Raw genomic sequence first — 22,470 nt, forward strand, 5'->3', positions numbered from 1 at the left:
GATCTTTAGGCACAAGCTCATCAATACAGACAAACTCAAGGGTGGACTGGGTTTGGGGGCGTTCTTTTAACATGGCTCTATTATAAAAAATCCTCGTCATTTGACGAGGACTTTTTCAGCAGTCTGACCGGCCAAGGCCGGTTTTTTTACAGCTTAGATCTCAAGGAGATTAAGCAGCAAGTTTCTTAATAGAGGCATTCAGGCGGCTTTTCTTGCGAGCTACCTGGTTTTTGTTGAAAATGCCTTTAGTTACTGCGCTATCCATTAATGGCTGAGCGGTAACGAATGCTGCGGTAGCCGCGGCATGGTCGCCGGACTCAATAGCAACAACTATTTTCTTAACGTAAGTGCGAACCATGGAACGCAGGCTCGCGTTATTTTGACGGCGCGTCTCGGCTTGGCGAGCGCGTTTACGGGATCCTGCGGAATTTGCCACAATCCGACTCCTCTAAACAGTGTAAAAGTTGATCGATATAAAATAATCGATATTGAGACATCCTAGGGTTCATTTTCGAACGTCTGGACATCTAAAATTAAGACGCGAGATTATTCATGTTTGTGCTCTGGCTGTCAATAGGCAAATGAGAATAAAGTAAGGGCGATGATTCGTTGGGCGGTGGCGCTAATCTGTTTGCGCAAGCATTTAATCCGTTTAATCGGTATTATCAGCACCCATCTATTTTGGCTGTCAGGAAAGCAGAACATTGAGCAGAACAGAAGTGTCATCACCGGCGCCGTCCAGTCATCAGCCTGAAGGCAAACCGCCTAAATCGCGTAGTTTGCTACGCTCGAGTGCGTTAGTTGGCATCATGACGATGCTGTCGCGGGTGCTAGGGTTGGTTCGTGATGTTGTGGTGGCTAATTATTTTGGTGCGGGCAGCAGTGCCGATGCTTTTTTTGTAGCCTTTAAAATCCCCAACTTTTTGCGACGGTTGTTTGCGGAGGGTGCGTTCTCTCAAGCCTTTGTGCCCGTGTTATCAGAATATCGAAGTTTAAGGGATCTAGCGGCGGTTAAGCAGCTGGTCGACCGGGTGGCGGGTAGCTTGGGGTTGGTGTTGCTGGTAGTGACCGCTATAGGGGTTCTGGGTGCGCCGGTACTGGCGGCCATTTTTGCACCAGGCTTCTATCTTAATGATCCGCTGCGTTACGAACTCGCCGTGGAGATGCTGCGCTATACCTTTCCCTACCTGCTGCTCATCTCTTTGACGGCTCTCTCTGGCAGTATTCTGAATAGTTATGAGCGTTTTGCGGTGCCTGCGTTTACGCCGGTGTTGTTGAATCTATCTTTGATTGGCGCGGCTATATGGATGCAGCCGTTGTTTGAACAGCCGGTGATGGCGTTAGCGTTAGGTGTGTTAATTGCCGGCTCGGTACAGTTGTTGTTTCAAATGCCGTTTCTTTGGCGTATTCAGCTATTGCCCACCCCTAAGCTGGGCTTTCAGGATGAGGGTGTTAAACGCATTTTGAAGTTGATGATTCCGGCGCTGTTTGGTGTTTCGGTGAGTCAAATCAATTTGTTACTGGATACCTTGTTAGCCTCTTTTTTACAGACCGGCAGTGTTTCTTGGCTCTACTATTCGGACCGTTTGGCTGAGTTGCCGTTGGGCGTGTTTGGGATTGCGATCGCCACGGTTATTTTGCCAAGTTTATCCCGTAAACATGCGGAGAAAAGTACCGAAAACTTCTCGCGAACCCTCGATTGGGCGATGCGGATGGTGTTGTTGATCGGTTTGCCTGCGGCGATGGCGCTATTGGTGTTGGCTGAGCCCTTGTTAGCAACGCTGTTTCATTACGGTGAAATGACGGATCATGATGTCACCATGGCGGCGATGAGTCTGCGGGCCTATGCTTGTGGCTTGTTGGCTTTTATGATGATCAAAGTACTGGCGCCGGGTTATTACTCTCGTCAAGATACTAAGACGCCGGTGAAAATCGGTATCTATGCGATGGTCATCAATATGGTGTTAAATCTAATACTGATCTGGCCATTGGATCATGTTGGTTTGGCGCTGGCGACCACTCTGTCGGCCTTTTTGAATGCCGGTTTGTTGTTGCGTGGGCTGTTGAAAGAAGGCGTCTTTAGTTGGCAGTCCGGTTGGCTTAAATGGCTATTGAGAATGGGGTTAGCCAACCTCATGATGATTGCTTTTCTGTTGTGGCTGGCCGGTACGCCGGCACAGTGGCTGAGCTTCGATATGTGGCAGCGAGTCACGCAGATGGCTATTTTAGTGGGCGGTGGTGCGGCGATTTATCTGTTGGTTTTGGCTGCAACGGGAATGCGATTGCGGCATTTACGCCATTAATCGCCCTATATCGAGGTTGACCGATAGCGAATATCGCTCTAACTGGGGTATAATTCCGCGCTTATTTTATTTGCCAATGAGATCGGGGTGACATGGAGCTAATTCGGGGTTTGCATAATCTGCGTGACAAGCATAAAGGCTGTGTCGCAACGATCGGCAACTTTGATGGCGTGCATCTAGGTCATCAGCAGGTGTTGGCGCAGGTATTGCGCAAGGGTAAAGAGCTGGGCTTGCCGGCGGTAGTCATCATTTTTGAGCCGCAACCTCGAGAGTTTTTCGCGGGGAATCAGGCGCCACCTAGGTTGACTCGCTTCGATGAAAAGGTCCGGCTGCTTAAGGCTCAGGGCGTTGATCGCGTGTTATGCCTTACCTTTAATGAACGATTACGGACCATGAGTGCGGATCAGTTTGTTGATGAACTGCTGTTAAAAGGCCTTGCGGTACGGCATTTTGTGGTTGGCGATGATTTTCGTTTTGGCTGTGATCGCAGCGGTGATTACAACATGCTGCGACAGAGCGGCGAACGCTATGGTTTCAGTGTCGTTAATACCGAAACCTTCGATGTCGATGGTGAACGGGTCAGCAGCACGCGCGTCCGTCATGCGTTGCAACATAACGATCTAACATTAGCCTGTGCGTTGCTAGGCCGTCCTTACAGCGTGACGGGACGTGTGATGCATGGCCAAGAGCTGGGTCGCACTATCGGTGTGCCTACCGCGAATGTGCGGATGCATCGGTTTCACTCGCCGCTCAACGGTGTTTATGCCGTGACCGTCACCGGAAAAAACCTGTCAGCCCAAGGGGTGGCGAATATTGGTATGCGCCCGACCGTCAATGGAAAACAGCCGGTACTAGAAGCTCATCTGTTTGACTGGTCGGGTGATCTATACGGCCAATTATTAACAGTAGAATTTAAAACGTTTATTCGTCCAGAGCAGAAATTTTCTGGGCTGGATGCGCTGAAACAACAGATAGACAACGATATTCAACAGGTCAGGAACTACTTTCTGACAGGTGCCTTGTAAGCAAGGCCAAACTAGACGATTCAGAAGCGATACGACAATGACCGATTATAAACCGACCCTGAACTTACCGAATACTAAGTTCCCGATGCGCGGCAATCTGGCTCAGAAAGAGCCGCAGATGCTGAAACAGTGGCAGAAAATGGATCTTTACCAAAAGATTCGTGAAGTCAGTGCGGGTCGGCCAAAATTTATTTTGCATGATGGCCCTCCCTACGCGAACGGCGACATTCATATCGGTCACGCGGTTAATAAAATTCTGAAAGATATTATCGTTAAATCCCGCACGATGGCGGGTTTTGATGCGCCCTATGTGCCGGGTTGGGATTGTCATGGTCTGCCCATTGAGCACAATGTTGAAAAGAAGATTGGTAAAGCGGGCGTAAAAGTTTCTTACAGTGATTTCCGTAAGAAATGCCGTGAATATGCCACTCGCCAAGTAGACGGTCAGAAGAAAGACTTTATCCGTTTAGGTGTGTTGGGCGACTGGGAAAATCCCTACCTGACCATGAACTTCGCCACTGAAGCGAACATTATCCGAGCGCTGGGCCGTATCGCGGAGAATGGCCACCTGGTCAAAGGTTACAAGCCGGTTTACTGGAGCGTCGTCGGTAGTTCGGCGTTAGCGGAAGCCGAAGTTGAGTATCAGGATAAAACCTCACTGGCTATCGATGTGCGTTTTGCTCCGGTTGACCAAGAGGCTTTCCTTAGCTGCTTTAGCGATCTTTCCGGAGAAGGCGAAGCGACCGTTGTTATCTGGACAACCACACCGTGGACGCTACCAGCTAACCAAGCGGTATCGCTGAATGCCGAACTAGACTATGTCTTGGTGCAGGTAGGCAGTGAACGTTTGCTCATCGCTGAAGCATTGGTTGAAGATGCGATGCAGCGTTATGGCATCGAAGAGTATCGTATTGTGGGTCACTGTAAGGGTGAGGCGCTGGAGCATCAATCGCTGCAACATCCGTTCTACGATAAGCAGGTGCCTGTTATTTTGGGTGATCATGTCACCACGGATGCGGGTACGGGTGCTGTACATACCGCACCTGATCACGGCGTAGAAGATTTCAATGTGGGTCGTGCTTACGGAATTGGCACACTGAACCTCGTCGGGCCTGATGGCGTCTTTACTGAGAATGCCGCTGAGTTTGCGGGTCAGCATGTCTACAAGGTAGAAGATGCGATTGTTGCTGCGTTGGAAGCTAACAACCGTTTGCTATTGAAGAATAAGTTTAGCCACAGTTACCCCCATTGCTGGCGTACCAAGACACCACTGATCTATCGTGCGACACCGCAGTGGTTTATCAGTATGGAAGCGAAAGGCCTGAAAAAAGATGCTTTAGAGGCTATTAAAGGTGTCGAGTGGTTCCCGAGTTGGGGGCAGAACCGTATTGAATCGATGGTTGAGCAAAGCCCTGACTGGTGTGTATCCCGTCAGCGTACCTGGGGTGTACCCATTGCGCTGTTTGTGAATAAAGTCACCGCTGAACTGCATCCTGAAACGCCGCGTTTGATTGAAGAGGTGGCGTTAAAGGTTGAACAGACCGGTATTGATGCTTGGTTTGAATTGGACGCCAGCGAACTGTTAGGCGACGAAGCTGACCAGTACGAGAAAGTAGTGGATACATTGGATGTTTGGTTTGATTCCGGTGTGACTCACTACTCGGTGCTAGATCGCACCGAAGGGCTGCAGTTTCCAGCGGATATGTATCTAGAAGGCTCCGATCAACATCGGGGTTGGTTCCAGTCGTCACTGAAAACCAGTATCGCTATTAAGGGCTGTGCACCTTACAAACAGGTGTTAACCCACGGCTTTACGGTCGATGGTGAAGGCCGGAAAATGTCTAAATCGGTCGGCAATGTGGTCTCTCCGCAGGAAGTGATGAATAAGTATGGCGCTGATATTTTGCGTCTATGGGTCGCTTCAACAGACTTTAGTTCTGAGATGACCGTTTCCGACGAGATTCTTAAGCGTACCGCTGATGCTTATCGTCGTATTCGTAATACGGCTCGCTTTCTGTTAGCAAACCTTGAAGGCTTTAACCCAGCAACCGATATGGTTGATCCTGCGGATATGGTTGCACTCGATCGCTGGGCGATTGACCGTGCGGCGTGCTTACAGGATGAGCTGACGGGTCATTACGACCAGTATCAGATGTTGCAGGTTTATCAGAAGATCTCCCACTTCTGTTCTTTGGATTTGGGTGGCTTCTATCTGGATATCATTAAAGATCGACAGTACACCGCGAAATCTGATTCGGTTGCCCGTCGTTCTTGCCAGACCGCGCTGTATCATATTGTTGAAGCGATGGCGCGTTGGATCGCTCCGATTCTGAGCTTCACAGCCGATGAAATCTGGAAAGAGCTTCCAGGTGAACGGGCTGAGTCTGTACAGCTGGCCACTTGGTATACCGGTCTAACGACACTGGATGACAGTGCGGAGATGGGACGTGATTACTGGGCGCAAGTGCTGGCGGTTAAAACGGCAGTCAATAAAGAGCTGGAAAATCAGCGTAATGCGGGCCATATCGGTGGCAGCTTAGAAGCGGAAGTAACGCTCTACTGTGCTCCTGAGTTGGCGGTTCAGTTGGAAAAACTAGCCGATGAGTTGCGTTTTGTGCTTATTACCTCGAAAGCGGCGGTACGTCCGGCGGCTGAAGCGGTAGACGCGGTGGCTACAGAGTTGGATGGGCTGAGCATTACGGTGATTAAGAGCGAGCAGGCTAAGTGCGGTCGCTGTTGGCATCACCGTGAAGATGTCGGTAGTCATCCAGAGCACGAAGAACTGTGCGATCGCTGCGTTGATAACGTGGTCGGTGATGGTGAGCAACGTAGCTTCGCCTGAGGTTGATATCGTGAAGAGCTCTCGTACGGCGCTATCTTGGCTGTGGCTAGTTATTATCGTGATTGTGCTGGACCTGTTCACTAAGTATCAGGCCAGCAGTTTGCTTGCTTACGGTGTTCCACATCCGCAGTTGGCGATTTTCGATTTAACGCTATTGCATAATACCGGTGCGGCCTTTAGCTTCTTGGCTTCGGCTGGGGGGTGGCAGCGCTGGTTGTTTGCCCTGATTGCCATTGCGGTTAGTGGGATGTTGTTGGTGTGGATGGCACGTACGCCCCGCGAGCAACACTGGCTAGGCGCTGGTTTGGCGCTGGTGTTAGGGGGCGCGCTGGGTAATCTGTATGATCGGGTTGTACATGGTTATGTGGTCGATTTTATCTCGCTGCACTATAACGGTTATTACTTTCCTGCATTTAATTTGGCCGATACGGCGATTACGATTGGTGCAGGCCTGCTGATTATTGATATGTTATGGTCTTCGGATAACCAAAATAAATCTAAATAAGGTCTGAGTTATGTCACAACAGACAATTGTACCGGATGCGACCGTTACGCTACATTTTGCTATCAAATTGGCAGATGGGCAGGTGGTTGATTCCAACTTTGAGGGTAAGCCGGCCACCTTTGTGGTGGGTGATGGTCAACTGCTCGATGGTTTTGAACAAGCATTGTTAGGTATGAAGGCGGGCGATGAGGCTATCATCGATATACTGCCAGAACAGGGGTTTGGTATGTCCAATCCCAGTAATATGCAGCGCTTACCTCGTAAACAGTTTGGCGATATGGCACTAGAGCAGGGATTGGTGGTTTCATTCGCCGACGGTTCTGATGGCGAGTTGCCCGGCGTAGTAGCCGAGTTTAATGAGCAGATGGTGACGATCGATTTCAATCACCCGTTGGCGGGTAAGAATCTTAAATTTGAAGTGAAGATTCTTACGGTTGAGTAGTTCAAGTTAGGTCCAACATTAGCTACATAAGAACGATGACTGATTAGCGTTTTTAATTTTTATTGGCTACATTATCTTTATTGATTACGACAAGGATGTTGTGATGAGTAGATATGGATGTATGTTAATTTATCCTTTTTCCTGCCAGATTTTCGATCGGCAGGAGTCTTGTAAGTCTTTTGATTGCTCTTCCGAGCGTGGCACTACCCTGATTGAAGTGTTAGTTACCCTCGTGTTGGTGGCCATAGGCCTGTCCGGCATGATGGCGATGCAGGCGCGAGGGGTGCAGCAGAATCAGAGTGCCTATCTACGTACCCAAGCGGTTACCATCGCCAGTGATATGGCAGACCGACTCCGTCTCAATCGTCAGGCGGCGTTAGCCGATGCTTACTCCCTAAAACTATCTCAAACCGTTGATGCTTTCAGCAATACCGCCGGTCTATCTGGAGGCGAGAAGCTGGCTAACAATGATCTCTCTGATTGGTTAGGACGGGTTAATGCTTACCTTCCTAGTGGGGATGCTGAAATTTCCCGCGATGATCAAGCGATTCTTATCACACTCAGTTGGGATGGGCGGCGGGATGATGGCACTCGTTCTAGCTATCAGCATGAGGTGAAGCTATGAAGTCGCGTTATTCCCCCGTAAAACATTCACAGCAGGGTTTTACACTGGTTGAGCTAATGATCTCATTCGTTATCGGCCTTCTGTTAACCTCCGCCATGTTAGCCGCCTTTGTTGCCTCTGCGCGCACCTATCAACTACAAGATGCGATGTCGGAGGTGCAGGAAAATGGCCGCTTTGCACTGGGTGTGCTCTTAAAAGATCTACGACAAAGCGGGATTGATTCTTCATCCGGTGAAACGGTGCTGGGCGTTGAAAATACCGCGAAAACAGTCGAAAACTTTGAAGACAAATATGGAAATTTAGTCATCTCACAGCGCAGTATTCAAAGCGAGATTATCTATTTGCCGGGTTTAGATACGACTTACTATGTGGGTGATACCGGTGTTGGTCGCCCTTCGCTTTACCGGAAAGACCAGCCGTTAGTCGAGGGGGTAGAGGGGTTGGTGCTTGAGTATGGTATCGATGAGGGTGACGACAACCTTGTAGATAGTTATAAGTTGCTGGCTGATATGTCCAAATCGGACTGGGGCAAGGTGATTACCGTGCGCTTTAATCTATTACTCTGCAGTACGGGGAACGGCGTATCGGACCGCCAGCAAACACTGCCATCACCTTTTGACGGGGTTGATACCTCCGACCGGCGACTCTATCAGGTTTATACAGCAACGGCGTTGCTAAGGAATGCGGTGCTCTGATGATGAATAACGGTTTGGCGGGACAGCAGGGGGGAGCAACTCTGATTGTTGCATTAATACTTATGTTGATCATGGGGCTGATGGCTTCAACCTCAATGAAAACGAACGTCTTACAATCCCGTATGGCGGCCAATATGCAGGATGAATCGATCGCGTTTGAAGCTGCTGAAACTGGGTTGACCTATTCTGAACAGTGGCTCGGGGATCAAGATTCCACGCCTGACCTAGTGGAATATAGTGATTTGCAAACGGGTTTGTCGGATTTTGTGGTCGATAGTCGGACGAGTAGCCAGTTTAAAGCGCAGTTGTTGAACCTGACGACGGTTGGTCAGTGGGAGAAAGGCACCCAGCCACTAACGGCATTCAATGCTGACCCTTTGAGTTCGGTGTCTGAGCAACCCCGAGTGTCTATTGAGCTGACAGAGTTTATCCCCGATGACAAAACTCAGGGGTATAGCTATGGCGGGACGACGGGGATCAGCTTATTTCGTCACCTGAGCCGGAGTACAGGCAAAAGTGGCGAGAGTGAAGTGATCCTGCAAAGTGAATATGGTAAGCGTTTTAGGTGAGATCATGAAGAGAACAAGGATGTTCACGCTCATTGTTACTGTCGCTACATTAGCCGCTAGCTCGGTTATGGCTGCTGATTACAAGATCAGTAATGTGCCCATCAATGTAGCAGGAACAGCAGAGCCTAATGTGATGTTGTTGATGGATACCTCTGAGAGTATGGCTAACCGACCTAAAGACTCAGCGGAGGATGGCGATTCTAAAATGGAACAGGCGATTTCGACGGCTAAAAGCGTTATTCAATCCGGTGACGGTATGCGGATTGGGTTAGCTCGTTTGAATCGGACGGATGGTGGTCGAATCGATCTTGTGTGCGGTAGTAGTGAAACCACTCTGTTGGATCAGTTAGGTCAATATGTAGCAGGTGGAAGTACGCCAATTGCAGAGGCTTATTATGAGGTAACGCGCTACTTTAGGGGAATGGAAGGGTTCTTTTTTCACAGGAACAGTAAATATACATCACCAATAACCAGTCAGTGCCAGAAAAATTTCACAATAGTATTGACTGATGGACAGCCGGAAAATGATGGAGCGTTTAATCATCTGAATGATTCTGATGGTAAGGATTCCGAGCTGCCAAACTGGGATAAAAATGATGAATATTCTGGAAACTATTACCTCGATGATCTAGCCAAGTTTGCTTGGGATACGGATATGAGTGATCAGCCGGGCCTGCAAAATATGTATACCTACACTGTTGGTTTCGATATCGATTTCCCCATGCTGACGGATGCCGCGCAAAATGGACATGGTGAGTACCTTATTGCCGGTAATGAGGATGAGCTGCTTACCTCTCTGAGAAGTATTTTTGCCGATATTAGTCGTAAGTCCTTCAGTAGTACTCGCTTGAGTGCTAATAGTGGTTATGTCACCAGTGGGCTCGATATTTATCAAGCGAGTTTCAACACCACGGATTGGAGTGGCGAATTAAACGCTTATACCACCACGGTGAATAGTTCAACGGGGTTGTTAGAGGTAAGCGATACGCCTTCGTGGGAGGCCGCTGAGGAACTACCTCCCCCCTCTAGCCGCGCTATTTTAACGAATAGAGGAAGCAGCGGCCTCGCTTTTCGTTGGAATAACTTTACGAGTGACGAGAAGAATGCATGGTTTAATCGGAATGAGAACCAGCTGAACTATATTCGTGGCAATGATGTTTCCGGTTATCGCAGTCGCAACTCATTACTCGGCGATATCGTCCACTCAAACCCTATCTATGTCGCTAGCCCTTCAGCCTATTACAGTTCAGCCAGCTATCGGGCGTTTAAAGAGACATATTCTGCCCGCGAGCCGATGATCTATGTTGGTGCAAATGATGGCATGCTACATGGTTTTAGAGCATCGGACGGCCAAGAGTTGTTGGCGTATATTCCATCCATATTATTGCCGGATCTAAAAGATCTTACCGTCCCTGAGTATAGCCACCACTATTATGTCGATGGCACACCGACGATACAGGACGCCTATGTTGACGGCGAGTGGCGCACCCTGCTAGCTGGCGGGTTAAATGCAGGAGGTCAGGGCGTTTATTTGTTGGATGTAACCGATCCAAGTCGTTTTTCCGAAAGCGCTGCCGATGATATTTTCTTACGAGAGTTTACCGATGCCGATGATCAAGATATGGGCTACAGCTATGCTCGGCCCGCTATCGTCAAACTAAGGGACAATAAATGGTATCTAGTGTTTGGGAACGGTTATAACAATACGGTAAATGATGATCATGTCAGTGACTCGGGCGATGCGGTGATCTATCTGCAAGGGCTCGATAGTGGCTCCTCCCTGATTAAATTATCCACGAATACCGGCTTTGATGAAGCGCCGGAAGGCCTCAATCTTCCCAACGGTATGTCGACCCTTGCACCGGTGAGTGATGATGGGCAAACGGTGAATATCATCTACGGTGGGGATCTGTATGGCAATGTTTGGAAGTTTGACCTGAGCAGTACGGATCCCACCGATTGGGCGCTGGATTATCGAGTCTTTCAGGCCTGTTCGAGTACATCCTGTGGTGCTAATGAGATTCAGCCAATCACCTCGCGCTTGGCGGTATCCGAGGATAAATCAGGCAATAATATGATCTATTTTGGTACGGGTAAGGATTTTGAATTTTCGGATAAGTCCAGCACCAGCCTGCAAACCTTCTATGGCATTGTTGATAGTGGGAGTGAGATCACGTTGGGGAGAGATGCGTTACAACAGCAGTCCATCTATGCCCAGAAGTTTTACTCCTTTGGCGACGAGAGTCGCGAACTGAGATTGACGACCAATAAGAGCCTCGATAGTACCGATCGGGGTTGGTATATGGATCTAGAAACACCTCACAGCTCTGGTGAGGCGGATCAACTGGGCGAACGGGTGTTGAGTACCCCAGTATTGCGGGGTTCACGGGTGGTCTTTTCAACCCTCACCTATACCAATGATCCTTGTGAAGCCGGAGGGTATGGTTGGGAGATGGAGTTGAATCGTTATACCGGCGGCCGTCTTAGTTATATATCGGTCGATTATAACGGTGATGGGGTGTTTGATGAGAATGATCAGGTCACGGACGGGGATGGTAACCTAGTCAGTGCTTCGGGTATGCGGGCTGGCAATGGTACGGGGGTAACTGAGCTAGTCGATGGCGAAGGGTTGCAGCGTATTCATAACGACGACGAGCTTGGTTCGGAATTAGTACAGTTAGCGCCGGAAGCATCTGGTCGAGCTAGCTGGCGTTATGTGGAGCGTCTCTGATGAATAGCTTTGGTCAACCTCGGGTGCGGGGCTTTACCCTGATTGAGTTGCTGATCGCGGTGGCGATTGTCGGCCTGCTGGCGGCGGTCGCCTATCCCTCCTATATGCAGCATATCCAACATAGCTGGCGAGAATCAGCGCGGTTGTGTTTGATGGATATGGCGCAACAGATGGAACGCCGATATGCGGCGGAGCTCGCCTATACCTTGGTGGATGCGGATGGCGATGGCAATGATGATCTACTCATGGGGTCATCCTGTGTTAGTGCGGGTGATATGAAATCTCGTTATCAATTTAGCGGTGGGCCTAATAAGACCGGGTTTAGCGTATTGGCCACGCCGATTAACGGGCAGGCGAGCGATGAATGTGGTTCGTTAGGGCTAGATCAATCCGGTAATCAGACCGCGTCAGGCTCTGCTGGAGCTGCAAATTGTTGGTGAGCGGAGGGGATATGGCTAGGCAGCAGCAGAAGGGCTTTACGCTGATGGAATTAATGGTCACATTGAGTGTACTGCTTATTCTGATGACGGTCGGAATGCCTTCGCTGTCGAATTATCTGCACTCGCAACGGTTAAACACCGCCACTCAACTGCTTAAAGACAGTTATAACCAAGCGCGTTTCGAAGCCGTGACCCGCAAGAAAGCGGTAACCTTGTGCCCTCTGGATGCTTCAACCGGAGGCTGCGGTAATAGTTGGGGGGCGGGTATTCTCGTGTATATTGACGAGAACGGCGATGGAGCTTTTGTGGCAGCGGATGATCTACGTTTGAGGCAAGCCGACTTCCCCGATGGCGTGGCTGTTGCTATCCCGAGCCGTACGCAAGTTAGAATCAGTGCTGCGGGTACGACGACCGATACCGGCACTTTCACCATTAGTGTATCAGGCAGTACGAATCAAAAGAGCCTGGTCATCTCCTCTGCTGGCCGCATCCGGTTAGGCTGAATGCGCGAGTCGCGTACGTTTCATATCCAAATAAATGTTAAACCAGTTACAGATGTCGTTGAATTGGTTTAATCTTGTTCTTTAATTCCATTTGTTGACTTCAGGCAATTCTATTAAGTCGTTGCAGGTGTGTTAATCGTTTTTAGCGTCTAAAATGTAACCAGTTGTTAGTAGATGAGTTTTATCGCTTCTATTGATCCAGATATGAATTAGCATCGGAGGTTTTTTTGCGAGTTTCTGTACGTAATGGCTTTTCTCTCATAGAGCTGATGATTGTATTGGCGATATTGTCGGTATTGTTGCTGGTTGCAGTGCCCAATTTTGGTGATTTTGTTGCAGATAGCCGAGTGGGTTCTGTCAAAAGTAAATTGATATCGAGTATCTCATTGGCGCGAAGCGAAGCGATCAAAAGAGGTTCGAGTGTGGCCGTTTGTCGCACGTCAAGTGGTACTTCTTGTGATGCAGATGGAACCGATTGGTCTACCGGTTGGTTAGTTTATGATGTTAGTACAAACGATATTATCCGTGTGCAGATGGATATTGAGGACGCGAGTTCTATTGTATACAGTCGTAGTGCAAAAGTTATTTATGATAGTCAGGGTATGTTGGTAGCCGCAGCAAATGGTGATAGTGTTTTTATTATTGGCGATTCATCCAGTGACACGGAAGAAGACGGGTTGCTTGTGCGTTCAACGGGAAGGGTTAGGTCTTGTGAAGATTGGGATGCAGGGGCGCATGTATGCAACGACAGTTAGGTTTTAGTTTGATTGAGGTTATGATCGCGCTAGTGATCTTGACGATTGGTATCTTGGGGATGGCCAAGTTACAAGTGACGGGTATTCAGCAAAATCAAAGTGCGTATATGCGTAGTCAAGCCAATCTGTTGGCTTATGACATAATTGACCGAATGCGTGTTAATCGTGATGCCATTGATAGTTATTTGCAGGTTTCGAGTGGAACAGCAGAAGCCGACTGCTTAGCATCAACGGGTTGTTCGGAAACAGAAATGGCGGCGCATGATTTGTCTGAGTGGTTTGCCACTATCACTCGTGAATTGCCATCGGGATCAGGGATTGTTTGTCGAAGTGATAAGGCCGGCGATGCTAATGGTGCGCCTGACTGTGAAGGCAACAGTACGGATAACCCTATTGTGGTTTACCTTTGGTGGGATGATGATCGTGATGGATCTGTGACGCAGCTAACCGTGAGTGCTGAATTATGAATAGTCCACTTCATGAATGTCAGCGTGGTAATCAAACGGGATTAAGCCTAATTGAGTTGATGATCGCCATGGTGATTGGCTTGCTTTTAACGGCAGCCGTGTTACAGGTGTTTGTGGGTAGTCGTGCAACTTACTCTATGCAAACGGGTTTGGCTAAACTACAGGAAAATGGTCGTTTTGCGACACAGTATTTGTCACGAGATTTGAGAAAGACCGGTTTTATGGGCTGTTCATCGAGTAATACGCTAACCTCTATATTGGTGGATGATGGTTCTGCAATTTGGGATTTTATTGATTTCTCAAACGAGTTATCAGGGGAAGATGATGTTGATGGTACGGCTACCTATGGAACCAAAAGCCCCATTGCGGGGACCGATACGATTACCATTAAATATGCTGACTCGGGCAATAAGTGTACCGTCTCTCAACTTACCGGTACTGATATAAGCTGTGATGCTACGCCAAGCTTTGAAAAAGGTGATGTGTTAATCATGTCAGATTGTTCTAGTTCAGCGGTGTTTCAGAAATCAAATGGTGTGAGTAGCCTAATTAAGTATGAAGACAGCGGTGTAACGCCGGGGAATTCCTCAGTGACTTTAAATCCTTTCCCGCAGGACTCATCGGTTTTTCAATTGCAGGCTTACCGTTTTTTCGTAGCCAATAATGAGTACGGTCAGTCTTCTCTTTATCGCCAAGGAATTTCTAATAGTGCCGGAGTACTGAGCTTTGCTGAACCGATTGAACTTGTCGAAGGTGTTGCAAGTATGCAAATCCTCTATGGGGAAGATACTAGCGGTGATAGTCGGCCAAACCGTTATGTCTCTGCAGGGGCGGTGTCTGATTTTGATAATGTCATAGCGTTGAGGGTTAGCTTGCTAATTGAAAGCAGTGAGGACAGCCTTGTAAGAGAAGGGCAGAGCCTAGTGTTTAACGGTGCTACCGTTAATTTCAATGATGGGCGTTTAAGAAAAGTATTTACAACGACTATTGCCATTAGAAACAGGCTAAAGATATGAATCAAAGGTCAGAGCAAGGCTCGGTATTAATTGTCAGTATTATTATATTATTGGTCATGACGGTCATTGGTTTAGCGGGTATGGAGTTGACCGGCCTTGAAGAAAAAATGGCGGGTAATATGCGTGATCGTAATATTGCTTTTCAGGCGGCAGAGGCGACGTTAAATGATGCGGAAGATTACTTAGCCGACGTCGTTTTGCTACCCGATTTTGATGGCTCGGTGGCGGGGCTGTATGAATCCGATGCTGACTTATGGGAGACGGTTAATTGGACGAGCTCGAGCGCAGTAAAAGCGTATTCGGGTGAGGGTTTTACGGCATTGGCTGAGACGCCGGCCTATGTGATTGAAAAATTAGAGTTTGTATCTAAGACTGACGATAGTCTTGGAATGGGCGGTGCTGTTGATACCGATAGTTATTATCGAGTATCGGCCCGTGCCGTCGGCCAAACCGATACTGCAGAAGTGATTTTGCAGACGGTTTACAAGAGATAAAGAGGTAAACGTCAATGAGTTCTTTTAAATCGTTAAAGTTTGTTAAGAGCTTGTTGCTCTTTTTACCTCTATGTCCGATGGCATTGCAGGCGGAGATTTCTCAGCAGCCGTTGTATTTACAGACTAGGGTACAGCCTAATATCTTCTTTTTGGTAGATGATTCCGGCAGTATGGATTGGGAGGTGCTGAAGTCTAATGGTGCTAACGCTATTTCGGCATATGATTCTTATCGAGATAGTGGTATCCAAGAGTGGTGGCCTGATTCATCATCGAGTTATCGTTACTCTGTTCTTGAAGCTTGCGCGGGTTATAACGTACTGTATTACGATCCCTCCGTGACTTATGTGCCTTGGGCGGGGGAGGATCGAGACGGTAATACTTATGCTAACCAAAGCATCACTGCCGCACGGTTGAATCCTTATGACTCACGTGATGGATTCGTTAATCTATATGCAGCTGATCGATATGGTTATTATGATGGATATTACACTTGGACGGATGATGGTGATGGCGTCTTAGAACGAGGCGAGTGTCCTGATGCTAGTTTAAGAAGTTATAATTATAGTTCGCAGTTTGTATCCCCTAACCCCAATGCAGGGGCGCAGGTAATGAGTTCCAGTGAACAAACCAATTTTGCCAACTGGTATACCTATTATCGTAAGCGTGAATATGTTGTTAAAGCTGCACTGTCAGGGATTGTTAACAGCGCAACCGAGCGCATGGGGTTAGCAACGATTAATAATAACTCGGGTTCCGCTGCTGTTGCTGATATGACTGATAGTGCAACAAAAACGGATTTACTTAATCTGATTTCAAGAATTGATTCGAGTGGGGGGACTCCTCTTCGTTCAAGTCTTAAAACAGTTGGAGAGTACTTTAAACGGAAGTCTGGTGGTCCTATTTTAGATCTGGAGCATGGAGGTGCTTGTCAGCAAAATTTCGCTATTCTTATGTCGGATGGCTATTGGAATAGTAGCTCTCCCAGCGGTATCGGAAATGCCGATGGCGATAATAATAGTGACTTTGATGGCGGTAGTTATGCGGATAATGCCGGCAAGACTACTCTTGCCGATGTGGCGATGCATTATTACGAAAATGATTTGAGAACTGATTTGCCCAATGAGGTGCCAACCTCGCCTCTCGATAACAATGATCAACAGCATATGGTGACTTACACCGTTGCGTTTGGCGTTAACGGTACGCTTGATGAAAACCCTTCAGATACCACTACCCCTTTCAGTTGGCCAACACCTGTTAGTAATCAAGATACAACCATTGATGACCTTCGACATGCGGCATGGAATGGCCGCGGGGATTTTTTATCAGCCTCATCACCTACAGGGCTGATCACCGCATTGAATAACGCTATTAAGAGTATTGATAGCCGGGTTTCATCATCATCGGCGGTCGCCGCAAACTCAACGCGCTTAGACACGGATACTAAAATTTTCCAAGCTCGGTTCTCTAGTGGCAGTTGGAGTGGCGATCTATGGGCTTATGATCTTGATCCGGATACTGGTGCAGTCGGTTCATTAGCGTGGAGTGCTGCTGACCTGATGCCGGCGGAAAGTAGCAGGAATATCTTTACCTCTACTGGAAGCGTAGATCTAGGGGTTGAGTTTGAGTATGCAAATTTAACCAGCCCTCAAAAATCGACTATTACAAGCGATGAAGTGGCTTATATTCGCGGGGATCGGTCTAATGAAGGTACTACCTATCGGTCTCGAGTCTCTATCTTAGGAGATATTATAAATTCTGATCCTATCTACAGTGGAAAGGATAATTATAATTATTACTCACTGGAAATGAGTGGAACTGTATCGACCTATAATGCTTATTTAACAGGGACTACATCCACTTGGCAAAAAGGTAACCGTATCGATGTGCTCTATGTGGGGGCAAATGATGGCATGTTGCATGCTTTCAGTGGTGATGGCGAAGAGTTATTTGCGTACATACCTAAATCGTTAGTCTCTTCTTTGTCGGATTTAACCGATTCTGCTTATGAACATCGATATTATGTCGATGGTACGGCTAGTAATGGTGATGCATTCATTGATTTTGATGATTCGGGCAGTGAGCGATGGGGTACGGCGCTGATTGGTGTTCTAGGTGGCGGAGGGAAAGGTGTTTTTGCCCTTGATATCTCGGACCCATTAAATTTTGATGACGAGGATGTGCTTTGGGATTTAGATGAAGCCGATCTAGTCGACCTTGGTTATACCTATAGTCAACCCAGTATTGTTAAATTGGCTAATGGAGACTGGGGGGCCGTCTTCGGTAATGGTTATGGCAGTGCTAGCCATGAGGCTGTGCTTTATATTGTTAATTTAGAAACCGGCGCTGTTATTAAAGAGTTTCACACAGAATCCATGGGCGACAGCGTTGATACCAATGGTTTATCAACACCAATAGTGGTCGATACGAACGGTGATTCAGTGGCCGATGCCGTGTATGCTGGCGATCTCAAAGGCAATATGTGGGCGTTTGATATTTCGGGCAGTACTGTCGATTCATGGGATATTAAATATTACACCGGAACGACACCCAAACCATTGTTTACAGCTTGTACCGATGACCCCTGTACTGACCCTCAGCCCATTACTTCGAAACCCCAGGCTATCGAGGCCGACGATGGTAGTTTGATCGTGCTCTTTGGTACCGGTAAATACTTTGAAACGGGTGATAATTATGATTTGTCTCAAGACCAAAGTTATTATGGTGTTCAGGATGATGATGCTGTTGTTGACGGTCGGGACGAGCTTGTGGAACAAACAATCATTGCTGAATATTCTTCCTCGGCCACAGGCTTGTCTTATAATACTCGACTAACATCGGATAATGATGTCGATTTAGCGACTAAAGATGGTTGGTATATGGATTTTAATAGCAGCGACTATCCTGGAGAGCGAATTGTCTCTAGTTCTTTGGTTCGTAGTGGTCGGGTTATCTTTCCAACGCTAGTGCCTGAAGCAGATGCCTGTTCCTCAGGTGGTACTAGCTGGTTGATGGAACTTGATGCAGACACGGGTGCTAGGTTGGCCTCGTCGCCTTATGATATGAATGGCGATGGAGTGATTGATGACAATGATTTGGTTGGGATTGATACCGATAATGACGGTGTGGCTGATACTTATATCGCTGCTAGTGGTAAAGAATCAACGGTAGGCATCATCAAAACACCGGGTGTTATTTCAACCGGTGATGATGAGAAAAAATATACCTCCGGTTCATCTGGGGACATTGAGGTGACAACGGAATCATCCGATAACACATCAGGGCGTCAGTCTTGGGAGCAGTTAAAATAAGTGGAAATTGATATGAACAAGGGTAAGGGTTTTACACTCATTGAGTTGATGATTACAGTAGCGATTATAGGTATTCTCATCGCTATTGCTTATCCTTCTTATATAAATTATGTCAGGACGGCTAAGCGAGCGGATGCGCAGGCAAATTTAGTGGAATTGTCGCAGTGGATGGAGAGACGCTTTACGGTTAATGGTAGTTACTTGGCAAGCGGTGCAGCTCCAGCATTGCCTTTTACTAAATCGCCACAGGATGGTACTGAAGTTGCTTATAATTTAACGGTATCAGCTGCTAGGAGTTCATATACTCTTACCGCGACACCAGACGGGTCTCAGGCCGACGATACATGCGGAACAATGTCGGTTACTCAAACTGGTGCTAAAACCGCCGCCGAGTCTGATTGCTGGTGATTTTCGCTGGGAAGTCATAATTTGTTATAAAAATACGCGCCTCGGGCGCGTTTTTTTATATACTCTTTTCTCTTTGTACAAACCATAAGGCTTAGAGATGTCTGACTACCTGATTGTTGGGGCAGGCGTGATCGGAATGCTGACGGCCAGAGAACTGGCTCAGTCGGGTGCGAGTGTCACGCTTGTGGAGATGAATAACTGTGCACAGGAAGCGTCTTGGGCGGGAGGAGGGATTGTCTCACCGCTGTATCCTTGGCGTTATTCTGATCCGGTGACGGCCTTAGCGACGTGGTCGCAAACGAGTTATATTCACCTCTCACAGCAACTGTTGGAAGAAACCGGTTTAGATCCTGAGCTACGCCTTAAAGGGATGTTTATGGTGGGGGTTGATGATGAGGATAAGGCGCTGGCGTGGGGACGGAAATATCAAAAACCGATGGAACGGGTTGATCGTGATTTTCTCTATCAGAAAGAGCCTAACTTAGCGCCTGGCTGCGAATCTGCACTGTGGATGCCTGAGGTAGGCAGTATTCGCAACCCTCGTTTAGGTCGCTCTTTGCGCCGTAGCATGGAGATGACCCCTAATATTCATTTAGTGGAACAGAGCCGAGTACAGCACTTAGTGGTTGAGAATGAAACCATTACGGGTGTGCAGTTGGCTGATCGAGTATTGCATGGTAACACCGTGGTGGTGGCTGCAGGTGCTTGGAGTGGCGAGCTGCTAAAACCATTGAATATCGAGTTGCCCGTTGAGCCAGTTAAAGGTCAGATGATGATCTTTAACGCGAAGGTTGGTTTGATTAACCGAGTTGTCTTGATGGAAAATCGATATCTAATCCCTCGTAATGATGGACGTATTCTGGTGGGCAGCACACTCGAGCGCGTTGGATTTGATAAACAGGCCACCGATGAGATTAGGCAATCACTTTATCAAACCGCGCTAAATATCTGCCCCGCGTTAGAGAACTATGAGCTAGAACGCCATTGGGCAGGGTTGAGACCCGGTTCTCCAGAGGGCATACCCTATATCGGTGCCGTACCGGGATATCGCAACTTGTATATTAATGCGGGTCATTTCAGGAATGGTTTGGTGTTGGCGCCAGCCTCTACCCGTTTGCTCGGGGATATCCTATTGAAACGACAGCCGGTGATCGATCCTGAACCCTATAAAATGGTGGGGCGGGTATAATTTCCGCTAAAGCGGTGATATAAGAAAGGCCTCATCCGAGGCCTTTTTTTAATCGTAAATGGTGGGTACTGGCTGACGCTTATGTTCCGTGCGTCGGTAAATGCCGATCAACTTTTCTTCTACCTCTGGACTGACGGGTTTACCTTCGAGGAAATCGTCAATTTGATCATAGCTTAGGCCCAGTGCGGCTTCGTCTGCTTTTTGCGGCGCATCGCATTCAAGATCGGCGGTAGGTGTTTTATGGATCAGTTGCGCGGGTGCCCCAAGGGCTTCGGCCAAGGCGCGAACCTGACGTTTACTGAGACCAAATAAAGGCGCTAAGTCGCAGGCGCCATCCCCATGTTTTGTGTAGAAACCGGTGATGTTCTCCGCAGAATGATCGGTACCTAAGACAAGGCCGCCCAGTAGACCAGCTATTTCATATTGAATAGCCATACGGATACGGGCTTTTACATTACCCTTGGAAAAGTCGATGTGGGCAGGACTTCCCGCGTCAATACCGGCCTCGTTGAGTGCGGCTAATGTGGCTGAGTGAACGCCATCGGCGCCGGGTTGTACATTGGCCGTTAGGCTAGCAGAGGGTGAGATAAAGGCTATCGCTGCTTGGGCATCCTCTTCATCCTGCTGTGTGTTGTAGGGTAAGCGCACGGCTATAAATCGATAATCGTTGCTGTTGCTTTCCTGATTGAGCTGCTTAATCGACAGTTGAGCGAGACGGCCACAGGTGGTGGAGTCGACGCCGCCGCTAATGCCTAACACTAGGTGCTTGCAACCGCTGGCCAGCAGGGTACGTTTAATAAAGTCTATTCGTCGTTCGATCTCTGCTGCGGTATCGATTTGTGGCTTAACCTGCATCGCGGCAACAATTGAAGCTCTGTCCATTATCAATTCTCGTGGTCTTTAGGTGGGTCTGCCATTTATTCTATGTGAAAGTCTGGGAGGCTGTGAAGTGCTTTTATGTGCTGCTGAATATTTGCACTATGAGTGGGCGTAAATGAGCCATAAAAAAGGCGCCAATAGGCGCCTTGATCAGAAAAAGTGCGATTATTTGTCGGCTTCGTCGTCGTCATCGAATGCGCCGAAGGTTAGACGGCTAAACCAAGAGCGTTCTTGCTGCTCGGTTGGCTTGCTTTGTCGCTGCGGTACGGGGCGCGCTGTTTCGTCGCTGCCGAGCAGGCCAAAGGTTGCAGTACTCAACAGAGACTCTTTTTTCGCCAGCTGGATATTGGACTGATAGCCAGGAAAGTTAGTATCTAACACTGCTTGTGAGTCCGCCGCTAAATCGGTCATGCCTAATTCATTATAAGCCAATACCATCACTGACAGTGCGTCTGGCACGGCAGGGGTTTGCTGATAGTTCTCAACCACATAGCGCCCACGGTTAGCCGCGGCAACCCACGCTTCACGTTTGACGTAGTAGCGGGCGACATGAACTTCGTGGGTGGCCAAACGGTTTTTGAGATAGGTCATCCGTTTTTGCGCATCGGGTGCATATTGGCTGTTAGGGAAGCGAGACACTAACTGCTGGAAGCTTTGGAATGAGTCTAGCGCACTGCCTGGATCTCGCTGTGTTTCATCGATCGGTAGATACTTTTCGAAGAAAGAACGGTCTTTTTCAAAAGCGGTGAGGCCTTTGAGGTAGAGGGCGTAGTCTAGGTTTTCATGATTTGGGTTCAGACGGATAAAACGATCCGCTGTTGCCCGCGCCGCTTCCGGCTCATAATTTTTATGATACGCGTAGATAAGCTCTAGTTGTGCCTGATCGGAGAATCGACCAAAGGGGTAACGAGCTTCGAGCAGCTGCAGTTTTTCAACGGCGGCTACATAGTTTTCGCTCTCAAGCATATCAAGGGCTTCTTGATAGAGCTGTTGTTCAGGGACATCTGGGGCCTCTTTGTCGTCACCACCAAACCATGAACAGCCTGATGCTATCAGGGTGATCGAAACAATCGCGAGCAACTTTGCCAGGCGCATAAACATTTATCCTGCTATAAGTGAGAGTTTCCCGTTAGTTAACAGCGGCTACTGCTCGTTTCGGGTATACTGTGCAAAATTAATTCGGCCTATTTAACCATAACCGAATGGCAAGCCAAAGCGTCTCCGCGTTTTCCTTGCAATTAAAGCCTATATTTTCTTAATTTTTCCGAGAGTTA

At 48.1% G+C, this 22,470-nt stretch carries 21 protein-coding genes; 18 read left to right on the forward strand and 3 right to left on the reverse strand.

The features are described from left to right. Positions 1-169: 169 nt before the first annotated feature. Positions 170-436, reverse strand: coding sequence for a 30S ribosomal protein S20 (gene rpsT / locus EH243_RS17685; RefSeq protein WP_126159989.1), 267 nt, complete (start codon positions 434-436; stop codon positions 170-172). Positions 437-809: 373 nt separating this feature from the next. Here rpsT and murJ point away from each other — a divergent pair, with 373 nt between their 5' ends. The 18 genes from murJ (at position 810) to thiO (ending at position 20,317) form a co-directional block, all read left to right on the forward strand. Then, entirely contained in the window at positions 810-2,303 is a 1,494-nt protein-coding gene (murJ, locus tag EH243_RS17690) for a murein biosynthesis integral membrane protein MurJ (RefSeq protein WP_241235123.1), read from the forward strand. Between the two features lie 92 nt (positions 2,304-2,395). Beyond that, positions 2,396-3,328, forward strand: a complete 933-nt coding sequence (ribF, locus tag EH243_RS17695; RefSeq protein ID WP_126159990.1) for a bifunctional riboflavin kinase/FAD synthetase — start codon at positions 2,396-2,398, stop codon at positions 3,326-3,328. A gap of 37 nt (positions 3,329-3,365) precedes the next feature. Next, positions 3,366-6,170, forward strand: coding sequence for an isoleucine--tRNA ligase (gene ileS, locus EH243_RS17700; RefSeq protein ID WP_126159991.1), 2,805 nt, complete (start codon positions 3,366-3,368; stop codon positions 6,168-6,170). A 10-nt stretch (positions 6,171-6,180) separates the two neighbouring features. Next, positions 6,181-6,675, forward strand: coding sequence for a signal peptidase II (gene lspA, locus EH243_RS17705; protein ID WP_241235122.1), 495 nt, complete (start codon positions 6,181-6,183; stop codon positions 6,673-6,675). A gap of 10 nt (positions 6,676-6,685) precedes the next feature. Continuing rightward, complete coding sequence (locus EH243_RS17710; protein WP_126159993.1) at positions 6,686-7,117, forward strand: FKBP-type peptidyl-prolyl cis-trans isomerase; 432 nt, start codon at positions 6,686-6,688, stop codon at positions 7,115-7,117. A 103-nt stretch (positions 7,118-7,220) separates the two neighbouring features. Beyond that, a complete protein-coding gene (gene pilV, locus EH243_RS17715) occupies positions 7,221-7,742 on the forward strand; it encodes a type IV pilus modification protein PilV (RefSeq protein WP_126159994.1) in 522 nt (173 codons plus the stop codon). Then, on the forward strand, positions 7,739-8,437 hold the full coding sequence (locus EH243_RS17720; RefSeq protein WP_126160011.1) for a PilW family protein: 699 nt from the start codon (positions 7,739-7,741) through the stop codon (positions 8,435-8,437). Before pilV (EH243_RS17715) ends, EH243_RS17720 begins: the two co-directional genes overlap by 4 nt. Then, complete coding sequence (locus tag EH243_RS17725; RefSeq protein WP_126159995.1) at positions 8,437-9,006, forward strand: pilus assembly PilX family protein; 570 nt, start codon at positions 8,437-8,439, stop codon at positions 9,004-9,006. Before EH243_RS17720 ends, EH243_RS17725 begins: the two co-directional genes overlap by 1 nt. Before the next feature lie 4 nt (positions 9,007-9,010). Continuing rightward, positions 9,011-11,737 carry a PilC/PilY family type IV pilus protein gene (locus tag EH243_RS17730; protein ID WP_164549163.1) on the forward strand — a complete coding sequence of 909 codons (2,727 nt, stop codon included), beginning with the start codon at positions 9,011-9,013 and terminating at the stop codon, positions 11,735-11,737. Next, positions 11,737-12,177: a type IV pilin protein gene (locus tag EH243_RS17735; protein WP_126160012.1), complete on the forward strand. Its 441-nt coding sequence runs from the start codon at positions 11,737-11,739 to the stop codon at positions 12,175-12,177. The genes EH243_RS17730 and EH243_RS17735 overlap by 1 nt, the downstream gene beginning before the upstream one ends. An 11-nt stretch (positions 12,178-12,188) precedes the next feature. Further along, the gene (locus tag EH243_RS17740; protein ID WP_126160013.1) at positions 12,189-12,680 is read left to right on the forward strand and encodes a GspH/FimT family pseudopilin; all 492 of its coding nucleotides are present in this window, start codon (positions 12,189-12,191) and stop codon (positions 12,678-12,680) included. Between the two features lie 227 nt (positions 12,681-12,907). Then, the gene (locus EH243_RS17745) at positions 12,908-13,435 is read left to right on the forward strand and encodes a GspH/FimT family pseudopilin (RefSeq protein ID WP_126159997.1); all 528 of its coding nucleotides are present in this window, start codon (positions 12,908-12,910) and stop codon (positions 13,433-13,435) included. Then, entirely contained in the window at positions 13,420-13,902 is a 483-nt protein-coding gene (pilV, locus tag EH243_RS17750) for a type IV pilus modification protein PilV (protein ID WP_126159998.1), read from the forward strand. The genes EH243_RS17745 and pilV (EH243_RS17750) overlap by 16 nt, the downstream gene beginning before the upstream one ends. Further along, a complete protein-coding gene (locus EH243_RS17755) occupies positions 13,899-14,918 on the forward strand; it encodes a PilW family protein (RefSeq protein WP_126160014.1) in 1,020 nt (339 codons plus the stop codon). Before pilV (EH243_RS17750) ends, EH243_RS17755 begins: the two co-directional genes overlap by 4 nt. After that, positions 14,915-15,412 (forward strand): pilus assembly PilX family protein, encoded by a 498-nt coding sequence (locus EH243_RS17760; RefSeq protein ID WP_126159999.1) that lies wholly within the window; start codon positions 14,915-14,917, stop codon positions 15,410-15,412. The genes EH243_RS17755 and EH243_RS17760 overlap by 4 nt, the downstream gene beginning before the upstream one ends. A gap of 14 nt (positions 15,413-15,426) precedes the next feature. After that, positions 15,427-18,720, forward strand: coding sequence for a pilus assembly protein (locus EH243_RS17765; protein WP_126160000.1), 3,294 nt, complete (start codon positions 15,427-15,429; stop codon positions 18,718-18,720). Further along, complete coding sequence (locus tag EH243_RS18795) at positions 18,721-19,128, forward strand: type IV pilin protein (RefSeq protein ID WP_277600714.1); 408 nt, start codon at positions 18,721-18,723, stop codon at positions 19,126-19,128. A 97-nt stretch (positions 19,129-19,225) separates the two neighbouring features. Beyond that, positions 19,226-20,317 (forward strand): glycine oxidase ThiO, encoded by a 1,092-nt coding sequence (gene thiO, locus EH243_RS17775; protein WP_126160001.1) that lies wholly within the window; start codon positions 19,226-19,228, stop codon positions 20,315-20,317. A 48-nt stretch (positions 20,318-20,365) separates the two neighbouring features. Here thiO and nadE read toward each other — a convergent pair whose 3' ends face one another. Together nadE and EH243_RS17785 are read right to left on the reverse strand one after the other, a co-directional pair. Next, on the reverse strand, positions 20,366-21,199 hold the full coding sequence (nadE, locus tag EH243_RS17780; RefSeq protein ID WP_126160002.1) for an ammonia-dependent NAD(+) synthetase: 834 nt from the start codon (positions 21,197-21,199) through the stop codon (positions 20,366-20,368). Between the two features lie 162 nt (positions 21,200-21,361). Further along, complete coding sequence (locus EH243_RS17785; protein ID WP_126160003.1) at positions 21,362-22,291, reverse strand: outer membrane protein assembly factor BamD; 930 nt, start codon at positions 22,289-22,291, stop codon at positions 21,362-21,364. Positions 22,292-22,470 lie beyond the last annotated feature (179 nt).

Origin of the sequence: Amphritea opalescens (assembly GCF_003957515.1) — a bacterium.
GTDB classification, from domain to species: domain Bacteria; phylum Pseudomonadota; class Gammaproteobacteria; order Pseudomonadales; family Balneatricaceae; genus Amphritea; species Amphritea opalescens.

Bases quoted from the DNA above. Each gene is read 5' to 3' on its own strand.
- murJ (WP_241235123.1), top strand. From the start codon at position 810: ATGACGATGCTGTCGCGGGTGCTAGGGTTGGTTCGTGATGTTGTGGTG.
- ribF (WP_126159990.1), top strand. From the start codon at position 2,396: ATGGAGCTAATTCGGGGTTTGCATAATCTGCGTGACAAGCATAAAGGC.
- ileS (WP_126159991.1), top strand. From the start codon at position 3,366: ATGACCGATTATAAACCGACCCTGAACTTACCGAATACTAAGTTCCCG.
- EH243_RS17710 (WP_126159993.1), top strand. From the start codon at position 6,686: ATGTCACAACAGACAATTGTACCGGATGCGACCGTTACGCTACATTTT.
- pilV (WP_126159994.1), top strand. From the start codon at position 7,221: ATGAGTAGATATGGATGTATGTTAATTTATCCTTTTTCCTGCCAGATT.
- EH243_RS17720 (WP_126160011.1), top strand. From the start codon at position 7,739: ATGAAGTCGCGTTATTCCCCCGTAAAACATTCACAGCAGGGTTTTACA.
- EH243_RS17725 (WP_126159995.1), top strand. From the start codon at position 8,437: ATGATGAATAACGGTTTGGCGGGACAGCAGGGGGGAGCAACTCTGATT.
- EH243_RS17730 (WP_164549163.1), top strand. From the start codon at position 9,011: ATGAAGAGAACAAGGATGTTCACGCTCATTGTTACTGTCGCTACATTA.
- EH243_RS17735 (WP_126160012.1), top strand. From the start codon at position 11,737: ATGAATAGCTTTGGTCAACCTCGGGTGCGGGGCTTTACCCTGATTGAG.
- EH243_RS17740 (WP_126160013.1), top strand. From the start codon at position 12,189: ATGGCTAGGCAGCAGCAGAAGGGCTTTACGCTGATGGAATTAATGGTC.
- pilV (WP_126159998.1), top strand. From the start codon at position 13,420: ATGCAACGACAGTTAGGTTTTAGTTTGATTGAGGTTATGATCGCGCTA.
- EH243_RS17755 (WP_126160014.1), top strand. From the start codon at position 13,899: ATGAATAGTCCACTTCATGAATGTCAGCGTGGTAATCAAACGGGATTA.
- EH243_RS17760 (WP_126159999.1), top strand. From the start codon at position 14,915: ATGAATCAAAGGTCAGAGCAAGGCTCGGTATTAATTGTCAGTATTATT.
- EH243_RS17765 (WP_126160000.1), top strand. From the start codon at position 15,427: ATGAGTTCTTTTAAATCGTTAAAGTTTGTTAAGAGCTTGTTGCTCTTT.
- thiO (WP_126160001.1), top strand. From the start codon at position 19,226: ATGTCTGACTACCTGATTGTTGGGGCAGGCGTGATCGGAATGCTGACG.
- nadE (WP_126160002.1), bottom strand. From the start codon at position 21,199: ATGGACAGAGCTTCAATTGTTGCCGCGATGCAGGTTAAGCCACAAATC.
- EH243_RS17785 (WP_126160003.1), bottom strand. From the start codon at position 22,291: ATGCGCCTGGCAAAGTTGCTCGCGATTGTTTCGATCACCCTGATAGCA.